The 13,229-nt window shown below is 70.8% G+C and carries 11 protein-coding genes; 5 read left to right on the forward strand and 6 right to left on the reverse strand.

Features of this window, described 5'->3' with window-relative positions:
• Positions 1 to 24: 24 nt before the first annotated feature.
• From AB0J88_RS18380 to AB0J88_RS18405, 6 genes are all read right to left on the reverse strand, one after another.
• Positions 25 to 1,335 (reverse strand): pectate lyase, encoded by a 1,311-nt coding sequence (locus AB0J88_RS18380; protein ID WP_364342941.1) that lies wholly within the window; start codon positions 1,333 to 1,335, stop codon positions 25 to 27.
• Positions 1,336 to 1,491: 156 nt separating this feature from the next.
• Positions 1,492 to 2,628: a Gfo/Idh/MocA family oxidoreductase gene (locus AB0J88_RS18385; RefSeq protein ID WP_364342938.1), complete on the reverse strand. Its 1,137-nt coding sequence runs from the start codon at positions 2,626 to 2,628 to the stop codon at positions 1,492 to 1,494.
• Complete coding sequence (locus AB0J88_RS18390) at positions 2,625 to 4,106, reverse strand: mannitol dehydrogenase family protein (RefSeq protein WP_364342935.1); 1,482 nt, start codon at positions 4,104 to 4,106, stop codon at positions 2,625 to 2,627. The genes AB0J88_RS18385 and AB0J88_RS18390 overlap by 4 nt, the downstream gene beginning before the upstream one ends.
• Complete coding sequence (locus tag AB0J88_RS18395; RefSeq protein ID WP_364342932.1) at positions 4,097 to 5,383, reverse strand: enolase C-terminal domain-like protein; 1,287 nt, start codon at positions 5,381 to 5,383, stop codon at positions 4,097 to 4,099. Before AB0J88_RS18395 ends, AB0J88_RS18390 begins: the two co-directional genes overlap by 10 nt.
• Positions 5,380 to 6,786: a glucuronate isomerase gene (uxaC, locus tag AB0J88_RS18400; RefSeq protein WP_364342929.1), complete on the reverse strand. Its 1,407-nt coding sequence runs from the start codon at positions 6,784 to 6,786 to the stop codon at positions 5,380 to 5,382. Before uxaC ends, AB0J88_RS18395 begins: the two co-directional genes overlap by 4 nt.
• Before the next feature lie 14 nt (positions 6,787 to 6,800).
• Positions 6,801 to 8,108 (reverse strand): Gfo/Idh/MocA family oxidoreductase, encoded by a 1,308-nt coding sequence (locus AB0J88_RS18405; protein WP_364342926.1) that lies wholly within the window; start codon positions 8,106 to 8,108, stop codon positions 6,801 to 6,803.
• A 213-nt stretch (positions 8,109 to 8,321) separates the two neighbouring features.
• On the opposite strand from AB0J88_RS18405, the gene AB0J88_RS18410 reads away from it, so the two are divergent.
• Genes AB0J88_RS18410 through AB0J88_RS18430 form a run of 5 tightly spaced genes read left to right on the forward strand, consistent with a single transcriptional unit; the run spans position 8,322 to position 13,212 of the window.
• Entirely contained in the window at positions 8,322 to 9,374 is a 1,053-nt protein-coding gene (locus tag AB0J88_RS18410) for a LacI family DNA-binding transcriptional regulator (protein WP_364342923.1), read from the forward strand.
• A 6-nt stretch (positions 9,375 to 9,380) separates the two neighbouring features.
• On the forward strand, positions 9,381 to 10,739 hold the full coding sequence (locus AB0J88_RS18415; RefSeq protein ID WP_364342920.1) for an extracellular solute-binding protein: 1,359 nt from the start codon (positions 9,381 to 9,383) through the stop codon (positions 10,737 to 10,739).
• Positions 10,740 to 10,742: 3 nt separating this feature from the next.
• Entirely contained in the window at positions 10,743 to 11,726 is a 984-nt protein-coding gene (locus AB0J88_RS18420) for a sugar ABC transporter permease (RefSeq protein ID WP_364342917.1), read from the forward strand.
• A complete protein-coding gene (locus AB0J88_RS18425) occupies positions 11,726 to 12,559 on the forward strand; it encodes a carbohydrate ABC transporter permease (protein WP_364342914.1) in 834 nt (277 codons plus the stop codon). Before AB0J88_RS18420 ends, AB0J88_RS18425 begins: the two co-directional genes overlap by 1 nt.
• Positions 12,556 to 13,212 (forward strand): hypothetical protein, encoded by a 657-nt coding sequence (locus AB0J88_RS18430; protein WP_364342911.1) that lies wholly within the window; start codon positions 12,556 to 12,558, stop codon positions 13,210 to 13,212. Before AB0J88_RS18425 ends, AB0J88_RS18430 begins: the two co-directional genes overlap by 4 nt.
• Positions 13,213 to 13,229 lie beyond the last annotated feature (17 nt).

Here is a 13,229-nt window from a genome sequence, read left to right on the forward strand (position 1 = left end):
GACCCGGGCTGAGACGCCCGTTCCTCAGATGCCTAGGTGGCGGGCGCCCGCACACAGCTCGACCACGAGCGCGGCGGCCGGTGCGGGCAGCACGTGGCCGGCGCGCAGGGTCGGCGTCCAGCCGGCGTCCGGCGCGAGGTCGGGGTCGTGGGTCGCGTTGTAGGCCGCGAGCAGGTTGACGGGCCTGGGCAGGGACCGGCCCGACCGCGCCCAGGTGCCCTTCTCGGTCAGCATCGTGCCTCCCCAGTCGAAGACGAACGAGTCGGGCGGCACGGACGCGCCGAACGCGACGTAGTTGTTCTCCGCGTAGATGGCGGACTGCACACCGACGCCCCAGCTGTACTCGTACGGGTCGTCCACCGGCACCCGATAGAGGTTGTTGTAGACGTCGACCTGGCCGAACCTGACCCGCGGCGCACGCTGGACGCTGCCTTCGAACTCGTTGTGGTGCACGGTCACCTTGAGCGCGCCGACGTCGACGCCGGGCGTGTTGGTCGAGCCGATCAGCATCGTCTTGTCGTGGTTGGTGAACCGGTTGTAGGACACCGTCACGTAGTTGCTGCCGTTGGTGATGTCGACCTGCCCGTCGTGCACCTGGTAGGGCCGCCCGAAGTGCAGCGGCTGCGCCGAGTCCGGGTTGTCGGCGTCGGTGAACGTGTTGTGGTCCACCCAGACGTGGTGCGAGCTCCGGATCCAGATGTTGTCGTACGCCGCGTTCCAGTTGCCCGTCGCGCCGTCGGTCGGCGACCAGACCGGGAAGCAGTCGCGGCTGTCCTCGTGCGTGATGTTCCGGATGATCACGTTCGAGCTGCCGTCGAGCCGGAGGAAGACGCCGTTGAGGGTGGCGCCGCCCAGACCGACGATGGTCTTGTTGGAGCCGACGTTGACCCGCACCCGGGCGCTCTGGTTGGCGGCCGAACGCGCCCGCGCCTCCTCCAGCGGGCCGCTCGGCGCGACCCGGCCCCAGACGGCGGGGTCATAGGCGCTCAAAAACGCGTCCAACGTGTACGCCGGGTCGGCGAATCGCTCGCAGGAAAGCGGTGTGCCGCTCGCGTCGGTATTTCCGCGGATGGTGCCGCGGACGATGACGATCGCCGGTGTCGTGCCGGCGACGGCGGCCGCGAGCTCGTCACGCGTGTCGACCTGGAAGACGTTTTCCGGTGTGGCCGCGGCGCCGCCTGTCGTGCCGGCACCCTCGGCCGCCCAACCGTCGCCGGCGGGAAGAAACTGCCTGGCCAGGCGCTCGCTCGGCGATGCGGTCGCTGCCGCGGCGGGTGCCGCGACGGCGACGACAAGCACGCCGGCCACGCTGGCGGCGAGACCTCGAAATCGCATTGGGACACTCCGATCACAATCCGGATACCTATTTTGAAAGATAGGTATCGATCATTATGAGTGTCAATGCCATCGATGTGCAGTTATGTTGCAGAGAAATGCGGGAACAGCGAATTACTCGACCGTCGGAACGGCCGAGTAGGATACCTATTAGCCCTATTTCTGGTGGGCGACTGACCCCGTTGTTTGCAAGCTGTTTTCCGTGTGCGGCGGCCGGGCCCACGGCACGCCGAGCTCCGACGGCAGCGCGAGCCCGTCGGCGGCCCGGCGGAGCACCGCGTTGATGCCCCGGATCGAGCGGATCCGCCCCGGCCCGGTGCCGATGTCGTCGACGAGCGCGTCGCCGAGCGCCACCGGCACGGGCGCCGCGGCCAGTGCCTCGACCACCGCCGTGAAGCCCGCGGTGGCCGACAGTGGTGCCCGCAGCGGCACGCCGGCCCGGTCGGCGCGGTGTGCGAGCAGGTTGTCGAGCAGGTCGACCCGGCCGGGCACCTCGCGCGGCCCGGTGTCGCCGGGCAACCGCAGGCGGTCGGTCGGGTACTCGAGCGTCGCGCTCCCCCGCGTGCCGGTGACCGTGAGCTCGCCGGCGATGAACTCCTCGCCCGCGAGCGTGACCGCCACGACCACGGATGGTCCACCCTGGACGGTCAGTCGGAGCACGGCGGTGTCGTCGCTCTCGATGTCACGGGTCCTGTAGCGCTCGACCTCCAGCGACGTCAATGGTTCATTCGCCACCGCCAGGGCCTGCATCACCGCGTGCGCGAGCGGGTTGGTCAGGGCACCGTCGACGCCCCGGCGGCCCGCCCACGGCGTCCGCGCGTAGTAGGCGTCGTCGCGCTGCCACGCGGCCAGCGCGCCGACGCCGGTGACCGTGCCCAGTGCCCCGGCCGCGATCGCCGCGCGTAGCTCGTCGAGCGCGGCGGACCCCAGCGCCTGGAAGCCCACCTGGCAGGACCGCCCGGCCTCGGCCAGCGCGGCCGACAGCAGGTCATGGTCGGCCAGCGACAGCAGCGGCGGCTTCTCCAGCAGCAGGTCGCAGCCGGCGGCCAGGGCGTCCAGGGCGATCGGCAGGTGGGTGCCCGGCGGTGTGCAGATGACCACCACGTCGGGCCGGGTCGCGGCGAGCAGGTCATGGTGGTCAGGGAACACCGGCGTGCCCGGCGGCACCGGCGGGTCGGGGTCGACCGGGTTCGGCTCGGCCATGCCCACGAAGGTGACGTCGTGCCGGGTCGCCAGCCGCCGCCGGTGCCAACGGCCGTGGCCGTTGGCACCGACCAGCGCGACGCGGGTCATCCCGCACCGGCCAGAGTGGACTCGACGCCGTGCTTGTCGAGCTCGGTCAGCCAGTCGACCACCAGCGTGCGAACGGTCTCGTCGGCCGCGAGCTCCACCGGGAAGACCTCGGTCAGGCCGAACAGCGCGCCGGCGAGGCCCTCGGGGCTGTCCGGCGCGGCCGCGATCGCCGCGCGGATCCGGTCGGCCAGCGGGTCGTCGAGGTGCAGCGCTCGGCCGTCGTCGGCGACCCCTCGCGCGTACCGCATCCAGGCCGCCACGACCAGCGCGGCCCAGCGCGGCTCGCCGCCCGCTGCCCGGCGGCCGCTGACCGTCTCCAGCACCCGCTGTGGCAGCTTCTGCGAGCCGTCCATCGCGACCTGGGTGGTGCGGTGGGCGATCGCCGGGTTGGCGAACCGCGCCAGCGACAGCTCGCCGTAGTCGACGACGGAGATGCCGTCCGGCGGGGTGAAGCTGGGCGCGATGTCCTCGGCCACGAACCGGCGCATCGCGTCGACCAGACCGGGCATCCGGTACGCGTCCACGATGGTCTCCCGTCCGGCCAGCGCACCGAGATAGGCCATCCCGGAGTGCACGCCGTTGAGCGCGCGCAGCTTGAGCCGCTCCCAGGGGCCGGCGTCGTCGGTCAGCACGGCGCCGGCCAGTTCCCAGGCGGGCCGCCCGCCGGGGAAGTCGTCCTCGATCACCCATTGCCGGTAGGGCTCGCCGGACAGCGCCACCTCGTCACGCACGCCGAGCAACGTGGCCGCGGCCGCCCGGGTCGCGGCGGTCGGCGCCGGGACGATCCGGTCGACCATCGTTCCGGGACAGCTCACGTTGGCCCGCAGCCACGCGTCGTCGTGCCCGGCCAGGGCGTACGCGCCGGCCAGCATGCCGCGCACCCGGCGGCCGTTGGCCGAGAAGTTGTCGCAGCTCACGACCGCGATCGGTCCGGCGTCGGCGCGGGCCCGGGCGAGCAGTCCGCGGACCAGCAGCCCGGGAACGGTGGTGGGCGAGCCGTCGCCGAGCAGGTCGGCGGTCAACGCCGGGTCGTCGAGCAACTGCCCGGTCGCCGGGTCGAGCTTGTAGCCCTTCTCGGTGACGCACAGCGTGACCACCCGGATCGCCGGGTCGGCCAGCAGCGCGACCACCCGCTCGGGGTCGGCGGCGGCCACGTGGGTCCCGGCCAGGGCGCCGACCACCCGTGCCCGGGTGCCCTCCGCCGACATCTCGGAGACGCTGTAGAGGTTGTCCTGCTCCCTCAGGGCCGCCACCACGTCGTGCGAGCGCGGTGCCACGCCGACGATCCCCCAGTCGCCCCCGGCGGCGGCCACCGCCTCCTCGGTGTAGACGGCCTGGTGGGCGCGGTGAAAGGCACCGAGTCCGATGTGCACGATGCCGGCCGGCACCGTGCCGGGCCGCACCAGGGGCCGGCTCTCCGTGGGCAGCCGGCGAAGCTCACCGAGCCCGAGTCGCGGGGTCGTCGGGGTCATCGCCACACCGGTCCTTCCGGGAACGAGAACTCGGCCACCGACGAAGGCTTCATCGTCGCGCTATAGCCGGGCTCCGTGGGCAGCAGGTAGCGCCCGCCGCGGGTGCGCACGGGGTCGACGAAGTGCTCGTGCAGGTGGTCGACGTACTCCACCATCCGCCCGTCGAGCGACGTGCCGACCCGCAGGTAGTCGAAGAAGGCGAGGTGCTGCACGAGCTCGCAGAGCCCGACGCCGCCGGCGTGCGGGCAGACCGGCACGCCGAACCTGGCCGCCAGCAGGAGCTCCGCGAGCACCTCGTTGACGCCGCCGACCCGGCACGCGTCGATCTGCATGACACCGATCGCGTCGGCCTGGAGGAGCTGCTTGAAGATCACCCGGTTGGCGGCGACCTCGCCGGTCGCCACCCGGACCGGTGCGACGGCGCGCTGGATGCGGGCATGGCCGAGCACGTCGTCGGCGTGCGTCGGCTCCTCGATCCAGTACGGGTCGACCTCGGCGAGCCGTTCCATCGCCTCGATCGCCTGGTCGACGTCCCACACCTGGTTCGCGTCCATCATCAGCAGCGCGTCCGGCCCGATCTCCTCGCGGATGATCCGCGCGCGCCGCACGTCGTCCTCGAGGTCGCCGCCGACCTTCATCTTCATGGCCCGCCAACCCTCGGCGTACGCGGCCCGGGTCAGGTCCCGGACCTTCTCGTCCGGATAGCCGAGCCAACCGACCGAGGTGGTGTACGACGGGAAGCCCTCGGCCCGCACCTGGGCCAGCCGCTCGGCGTACCCGTGCCGGCCTTTGTCGAGAATGGCCACCGCGTCGTCCGGGGTGAGCGCGTCGGTGATGTGGTGGAAGTCGACGTTCGCGACGAGCTCCTCGGTCGACATCTCGGCCAGCAGCTGCCAGAGCGGCAGGCCGGCCGCCTTGGCGCGCAGGTCCCAGACCGCGTTGACCAGCGCTCCGGTCGCCATGTGGATGACGCCCTTCTCGGGGCCGAGCCAGCGCAGCTGGGGGTCGGCGGTCAGCGACCGCCAGAAGGCCACCGGCTCGGCGGCGATCTCCTCGAGCGTCCGGCCCGTGACGTGGTGCGCCAGCGCGCGCACGGCGGCGCAGGTCAGCTCGTTGCCCCGGCCGTTGGTGAAGGTGAAGCCGGCACCGACCAACGTCCCGTCGGTGTGCAGCTCCACATAGGTCGCCGAGTAGTCGCCGCGGTTGATCGCGTCGGAGCCGTCGCCCGCCGCCGCGGTCGGGAACCGCACGTCGTGCACGTCGACGGCGCGGATCGTCGTCACTTGTCACCCTCCAGTCGGAAGACCCGTTTGGGCAGGCGGTACGCGAGGTCGACGATCGTCTCCGCTGCCTCGTCGAAGGGCAGCCGGTGCTCGGCGACGAGCCGGGCCAGGAAACCGGCGTCGACCCGACGGGACACGTCGTGCCGCACCGGGATCGAGCAGAAGGCCCGGGTGTCGTCGACGAAGCCGGCGGTGTTGTAGAAGCCGGCGCTCTCGGTGACCGCCTCGCGGAACCGGCGCAGCACCTCCGGCGAGTCCAGGAACCACCACGGCGCGCCGAGGTAGACCGCCGCGTAGCCGCCGGCGATGGGGGCCAGCTCGCGGCTGAACGTGTACTCGTCGAGGGTGTAGACCACCAACCGCAGGCGCGGGTCGTTGCCGTACGCGTCGAGCAGGGGGGTCAGCGCGTGCAGGTATTCCGTGGCCTGCGGGATGTCGCCGCCCACGTCCCGGCCGTGCGTCGCGTGCAGCCACCGGTTGTGGTTGCGCACCGCACCCGGGTGGAGCTGCATCACCAGACCGTCCTCGATGGACATGCGAGCGAACTCGACCAGCATGTGCGCGCGAAACGTCTCGGCGTCGGCCGCGTCCGCCTCGCCGCGCAGCCCCTTGGCGAACAGGCTGGCCGCCTCCGCCGGGCTCAGGCGCAGCGTGCGGGCGGTCGGGTGGCCGTGGTCGCTCGAGGTCGCACCAGCGGCGATGAACGCCTCCCGACGGGACCGCAGCGCGGCCAGGTAGCCCATGTAGGTGCCGGTGTCCTCGCCGGCCACCTCACCGAGCCGGCCGACCCGGTCCGCCCAGCCCTCGAACTCCATGTCGACCACGTCGTCGGGACGGAAGGTGGTGACCACGCGGCCGCCCCAGCCGTCGGCCGCGAGCTTGGCGTGGGCCGCGAGGTCGTCCAGCGGCGACTCGGTGGTGGCCAGCACCTCGATGTTGAAACGCTCGAACAGCGCGCGGGGCCGGAAGTCCGGCTGAGCGAGTTTCTCTGCCAGCGCGTCGTACACCTCGTCGGCGGTCTGCGGCGAGAGCCGGGGCGTGACGCCGAAGACGGTCTCGAACGTGCGCTCCAGCCACAGCCGCGACGGCGTGCCCCGGAACAGGTGGAAGTGCTCGGCGAACAGGCGCCAGATGGCCCGGCCGTCGGTCTCGCTGGGCTCGCCGTCGCGGGTCGGCACGCCCAGCCTCGACGGTGGGATGCCCTGGCTGAGCAGCATCCGGGTCAGGTAGTGATCCGGCACGATGATCAGCCGGGCGGGATCGGGGAACGGCTCGTCGTCGGCCAGGACGGCGGGGTCCACGTGGCCGTGCGGGGAGATCAGCGGCAGGTCGCGCGCGAGCCCGTAGAGCTCGCGGGCGATCGCCCGTTGACCCGGCTCGGCCGGAAACAGCAGGTCGGACATGAACTCCCTCGCGGTCAGGTCGGATCGAGCAGGTCGGTGGCGGTCACCGGCGCACCGGTCGCCATCGAGCGGTTGGCGGCCAGCCCGGTCAGCAGCGCGAGGGCGCCGTCCCGGGCGGTGGCGGAGCGGTCCATCGGGTCGTCTCTGCCGCCGAAGAGCACCCCGGTCATCCGCGCGTCGGCGCCGCCGTGGCCGCCGCGGGCATAGCCGTCGACCGCGACCTCGCGCGGCGGCGCCCAGAACGGGTGCACGGTCAACCGCGCATGGCCGTGCTCGGCCGCGGCGACCTCGCCGTGCACGGCGGCGCCCTTGACCTCGCTGGCGCCGGCGGGGCTGACGTGGTCGCTCTCGACGACCTCGAGCTCCAGCCGGCCACGACTGCCGTTGACCATGACCCGGTAACCCTCCCATGGCGCGTACGCCGTGAGGTGGTAGGTCATCGTCGCCCCGGTCGAATAGCGCACGAGCACGGCCAGGTCGTCCTCGATGGTGACGCCGGGCGCGAAGACGTTCTGGTCGCGCAGGTAGCCGTCCTCCCCCTCGGCGTCGAGGTAGAGCGCGCGCAGCTGCGGGTTGTCGGCGAGGCGCAGGGCGAACGGGTCGTCCCGGGGCGCATCCTCGCCACGGGCGTAGTCGCGGGCATAGCCGTGCCGCCGCCCCTCGGCGCCGTAGAAGAACCGCCGGCCCTGCGCGTAGACGGTGGTCGGTGTGGCGTCGAGCCACCAGTTGACCAGGTCGAAGTGGTGGCCGGACTTGTGCACCAGCAGGCCGCCGGAGTTGGCCGCGTCGCGGTGCCAGCGGCGGAAGTAGTCGGCGCCGTGCCGCACGTCGAGCAACCACTCGAAGTGGACGGAGCCGATCTCCCCCAGCTCGCCGAGCTCGTTCTTGAACGCCTCGTGCAACGGGTTGTAGCGGTAGTTGAACGCCACCCGGACCCGGCGGCCGGTGTCCCGCACCGCGGCCAGGATGCGCCGGCAGCCATCGACGTCGGTCGTCATCGGCTTCTCGGTGACCACGTCGCAGCCGTTCTCCAGGGCGGCGACGATGTAGTCGGCGTGGGTCGCGTCGACGGTGGTGACCAGCACCTCGTCGACGCGCTCGGCGGCGAGCATGGTGGTGAAGTCGTGCGCTCCGTAGGTCTTCACGGGACTGGCGCCAAGGTCCTCCAGCCAACGGTTGTGCGCTGCCATCCGCGTGTGGTTGACGTCGGCCAGAGCGACCAGCTCCCCCCGGTCGGCGTGCTCGACGGCGAGGGCGCGCAGGAACATCCCGGCCCGTGCTCCGGCGCCGACCAACGCGTAGCGACGTCGCCCGTCAGACATCGACCAACCCCTTCGCGGAGTGCAAACGTTTGCAGAAAACTAAGCATGCTCTCCTCGCACTCGTCAATGTCTTGTCCGTTATCTTCGGGTTTTCCGGTGGATGAGACCGTGGCCGCAACCGAGTCGCAACAACAGACCGTTGACAGCCACGCAACCGTTTGCATTAATTGGCGCACTTGAGTGACGGCCACCACAGCCAAAGGGGCTATTCGCGTGCCAGCCACGATCCGCGACGTCGCACGCGAGTCCGGGGTGCACATCTCCACGGTCTCGCGCACGTTCTCGGCGCCGCACCTGGTCAACCCGGAGACCCGCAGCCGGGTGCTGGCCTGTGCCGAGCACCTCGGCTACCGCCCCAACCGGGCGGCCCGGGCGCTGATCACCGGGCGCACGCACAACATCGGCCTGATCGTGGCCGACATCGCCAACCCGTTCTTCCCTCCGCTGATCAAAGCGGCGGAGAGCCAGGCCCGGCAACGGGACTACCACATCTTCGTGACCGACACCAACGAGGACGCGAGCGTCGAGGAAGGACTGGTCCGCGCGCTGGCCAAGCAGGTCGACGGGGTCCTGCTGTGCAGCCCGCGGATGAGCAACAGCCTGATCGAACAGCTCAGCCGCGAGGTGCCGCTGGTGGTCGTCAACCGCCAGCTGACCGGCCTGCCGACCGTGGTGATGGACGTGGCGCAGGGCGCCCGGCTCGCCATCGACCACCTCAGCGGGCTCGGTCACCGGCAGATCGCCCTGGTCGCCGGGCCGCGCGGGTCGTGGACCAGCCGGGAGATCCGCCGGTCGGCGATGTCGGCCGCCCGGGCCAACGACGCCGAACTGGCCGTCATCGGGCCCAACCAGCCCACCGAAGACGGTGGCATGGCCGTCGCCGAGCAGATCGTGCGCGCCGGCGTCACCGCCGTCCTCGCCTACAACGACCTCATGGCCATCGGCCTGATCGAGGGCCTGTCCACCCTGGGCCGGAGCGTCCCGGAAGACATCAGCGTCGTCGGCATCGACGACATCGCGCTGAGCCGCCTCACCCGCCCCAAGCTGACGACGGTGGCGACCCCAACCGCCGCCGCCGGACGGGCGGCCGTCGACATGCTCCTCGCGCACGGCGACGACCGTCGCACCACCGCACAGATAACCCTTCAGACCGAGCTGGTCATCCGCGACTCGACGGGGCCGGGCCCGGGTCCGCACAGCCATGCGGACCCGGGCGGCGTGGTCGCCACCGCCCCCGGAGAGGTCGCCTCCTACGCCAAGGAGTGAGCGCACATGCACCGCGCACCATCCCCGCGTGCGGTCGAGCCGACCACGCGCCACCACCGTACCGCCTTTTCGGGGCCTGGCCTGCGGCGACGCCTGCTCGCGGCCCTGGTCACCATTCCCCTCGCGCTGGCCGCCGCGGCCTGCGGTGACGATGGCGGCGATTCCGCCAGCGACCCCAACAAGCCGGTCGAACTGTCCATCTTCTGGTGGGGCGCGGAGGGCCGCGCGAAGCTGACCGAGGACGCGCTGGCGCTCTACACCAAGAAGCACCCCAACGTGACCTTCAAGAAGACCTGGCAGGCCAACCAGGGCTACTTCGACAAGCTGGCGACGCTGACCGCCGGCGGCGACGCGCCCGACATCTTCCAGATCGACGACAACTACCTCACCGAGTACGCGTCGCGGAACGTGACGCTTGACCTCACGTCCTACAAGGACGGTGGAAAGCTCGACCTCTCGAAGTTCCCGTCGAGCCTCGTCAACTACGGCATCGTCGACGGCAAGCTCGCCGGTGTCGCCTTCGGGGAGAACACGCAGGGCCTGGTCTACAACAAGACGCTGCTCGACAAGAACAAGCTGCCCGCGCCGACGACCGGGATGACCTGGGCCGACTTCATCACCTGGGCGGAGAACGTCTCCAAGACCGCCAAGGTGCCCGGCACGCAGGACCCGAGCGCCGACTACAAGGCGTTCTGGGTGTGGCTGCGGCAGCAGGGCAAGGACCTCTACAAGGACAAGGCGCTCGGGTTCACCGAGCAGGACGTGGCCGCGTGGTTCGAGCTGTGGAAGGGCGCCCGCGACCGCGGCGCCACCCCGACCGCCGACGTGATCCACGAGGGCAACGTCACCGACATCAGCAAGCAGCTCGTCGTGACCGGCAAGGCCGGCACCTCCTGGGTGTGGGCCAACCAGATGCCCGAGCTGAAGAAGAACACCAAGGACGAGCTCGGTGTCGTCGCGTACCCGGGTGACCCGAGCGCGCAGTGGGCCAGGGCGTCCATGTACTTCTCGGTGTTCCGGGGCAGCGACAAGAAGGACATCGCGGTCGACGTCATCAACTTCCTGTCGAACGACCCGGAGGCGGCGGCGGTGCTCGGCACCGACCGCGGGCTGCCGTCCAACCTGGACATTAGGAAGGCGGTCGCCTCCACCGTCTCCGACGCCAACATGAAGGTGGCCATCGAGGTGCAGACCGAGCTCGGTGCGAAATTCGGTGCCTCGCCGCAGGTGCCGCTCAAGGGGCACAGCAAGGTCCGTGCCGAGCTGATCAAGGCCGCCGAAGAGGTGCAGTTCGGTCGCCAGAGTCCCGCCGAGGCCGCCAAGGCGTACTTCGCCATCGCCCAGGCCGCGATCGGACAGGCCTGACCGTTGGCCATCAGCACCGCGCCGCCGGCGGCCCCGCCCGCCGGCTCCGCCTCCCCCGGTCCCGCCAGTCGGCGGGGCCGGGGTGGCCCGCGCCGCCGAGAGAACATCGCCGGGTACGTCTTCCTGTCGCCCTGGTTGCTCGGGCTCATGGGCATCACGGCCGTCCCGATGCTGCTCTCGCTCTATCTGTCCTTCACGAACTACGACGCTCTCTCTGACTTCTCGGCGGTCGAGTGGATCGGGCTCGACAACTACCGCGAGATGTTCACGGCGGACGCGTCCTTCTGGCACGCGGTCCGGGTTACCGTCACCTTCGCTCTGGTCGCCGTGCCGCTGAAGCTGGCCGCCGCGCTCGGAGTCGCGCTGCTGCTCAACCGGGCGTTCCGGGGCGTCGGGCTGTTCCGCGGCTTGTTCTACCTGCCGTCGCTGCTGGGCGGCAGCGTGGCGCTGGCGATCGTCTGGGTCAACATGTTCAACCGGGACGGCGCGTTCAACTCGCTGCTCGGCCTGTTCGGGATCGAGGGCGCCCCGTGGGTCAACGATCCGCGGTTCGCCCTGGAGACGCTGATGGCGCTGGCCATCTGGCAGTTCGGCGCGCCGATGGTGATCTTCCTGGCGGGGCTGAAGCAGATCCCGGTCGAGCTCTACGAGGCGGCCTCGGTGGACGGCGCGGGGCCATGGCGCCAGTTCCGGGCCGTGACGCTGCCGATGCTGTCGCCGGTCATCTTCTTCAACCTGGTGCTGGAGACGATCAACGGCTTTCAGGGCTTCACGTCGGCGTTCGTGCTGTCGAACGGCACCGGCGGCCCGGTCGACTCGACCCTGATGTACACGCTCAACCTCTACATCAAGGGCTTCACGGAGCTTCGAATGGGCTACGCGTCGGCGCTGGCGTGGGTGTTCCTGGTGGCGATCGCCTTGATCACGGTGGTGCTGTTCAGCACGGGCCGGTTCTGGGTCCACTACGCCGACGGTGAGGACCGGTGATGAGTAGGCGCTTCTGGCGTGTGGTGGTCCTGGTGCTGATCCTGGCCGTCGTGCTGTATCCGCTGCTGTGGATGCTGGGCACGTCGTTCAAGTCGCGCGAGGAGATCGCCACGAACATCGGCCTGTGGCCGGAGGTCTTCACTCCCGCCAACTTCCGGGAGGGCTGGCAGAACTTCGACGTGAGCTTCGGCCGGTTCTTCGCCAACAGCGCGATGGTGGCCCTGCTGACGGTCGTGGGCAACGCGATCTCGTGCCTGCTGGCCGCCTATGCGTTTGCCCGCTTGCGGTTCCGGCTGCGCAAGGTCTGGTTCGCGGTCATGATCGGCACTTTGCTGCTGCCGGGCCACGTGCTGATCATCCCGCAGTACGTGCTGTTCAAACAGCTCGGCTGGGTCGGCGGCGACTGGCCGTACCTGCCGCTGCTGGTCCCGCAGTTCCTGGCCACCGAGGCTTTCTTCGTCTTCCTGATGGTCCAGTTCATGCGCGGGATCCCCTACGAGCTGGACGAGGCCGCGAAGATCGACGGGGCGTCGCCGTACACGGTGTTCGCCCACGTGATCGTGCCCCTGAGCCGCCCGGCCCTGGTCACGACGGCGATCTTCTCGTTCATCTGGACGTGGAACGACTTCTTCCGCCAGCTGGTGTTCCTGTCCGATCTGCAGGACTACACGGTCCCGGTGGCGCTCACGCTGTTCATCGACTCGACCAGCGAGAGCGCGGTGGGCCCGATGTTCGCGATGTCGCTGCTGTCCCTGGTGCCGGTCTTCCTGTTCTTCGTGGCCTTCCAGCGCCTGTTGGTGGAGGGCATCAACACGAGCGGCATCAAGGGATGAGACCCGACTGGCGCGACACGGTGCGGGTAGCGACCGACGTCGCACTGCTCGGCCTGCTGATGGTGGCGACGTCGCTGCCGGTCGTCACGACCGGCGCGGCGTTCGCCACGGCCAGCTATGCGGTGCACACGTTCCTGACCGACGACCGCTGGCCGGCTCCACGCGCCTGCTGGCACGTCTTCCGCCGCGCCCTCCTGCCGGGCGCCCTGGCGACCGCGGTGGTGTTGACGGCGGCGTGGCTGGTCACGGTCGACCTCACCGCCGTCTCGACCGGCCGGGTGCCCGGCGGCGCGGTGGTGGCCGGACTGACCGGGGTGATCGCGGCAGCCGCGTGCGGCTACGCGGCGCTCGCCCTGGTCGCGCTCGGCCGGGGCCTCTCGGTAGCGGCCGCGAACGCCCACGCCGACCCCTCAGCGAACGCGCACTCCAGCCCGGCCGCACCCGCTGGCGCCTGGCGATGGGCGGCGAAAGCCGCCGCGAGCGCGCGCCCGGCAACCGTCGGCGCGGCAGCGGGCGTGATCGGCCTGGCCGGCCTGCTCGCGGTTCTGGTCCACCCGATCCTGGCCGCCTGCTTGGTCGGCTACGCCTTGTACGCCCTCCACGTGGTCACCCGCCGCTTGACCCCCAACGCGGCAACCCAGGCAACGCCATAACGCAGGCATCCACGACC

The organism is Asanoa sp. NPDC049475, assembly GCF_040676915.1.
Taxonomy (GTDB): domain Bacteria; phylum Actinomycetota; class Actinomycetes; order Mycobacteriales; family Micromonosporaceae; genus Asanoa.

What these genes read in the sequence shown, in the direction of transcription:
- AB0J88_RS18380 (WP_364342941.1), bottom strand. Translation starts at nt 1,335, where the DNA reads ATGCGATTTCGAGGTCTCGCCGCCAGCGTGGCCGGCGTGCTTGTCGTC.
- AB0J88_RS18385 (WP_364342938.1), bottom strand. Translation starts at nt 2,628, where the DNA reads ATGACCCGCGTCGCGCTGGTCGGTGCCAACGGCCACGGCCGTTGGCAC.
- uxaC (WP_364342929.1), bottom strand. Translation starts at nt 6,786, where the DNA reads ATGTCCGACCTGCTGTTTCCGGCCGAGCCGGGTCAACGGGCGATCGCC.
- AB0J88_RS18405 (WP_364342926.1), bottom strand. Translation starts at nt 8,108, where the DNA reads ATGTCTGACGGGCGACGTCGCTACGCGTTGGTCGGCGCCGGAGCACGG.
- AB0J88_RS18415 (WP_364342920.1), top strand. Translation starts at nt 9,381, where the DNA reads ATGCACCGCGCACCATCCCCGCGTGCGGTCGAGCCGACCACGCGCCAC.
- AB0J88_RS18425 (WP_364342914.1), top strand. Translation starts at nt 11,726, where the DNA reads ATGAGTAGGCGCTTCTGGCGTGTGGTGGTCCTGGTGCTGATCCTGGCC.
- AB0J88_RS18430 (WP_364342911.1), top strand. Translation starts at nt 12,556, where the DNA reads ATGAGACCCGACTGGCGCGACACGGTGCGGGTAGCGACCGACGTCGCA.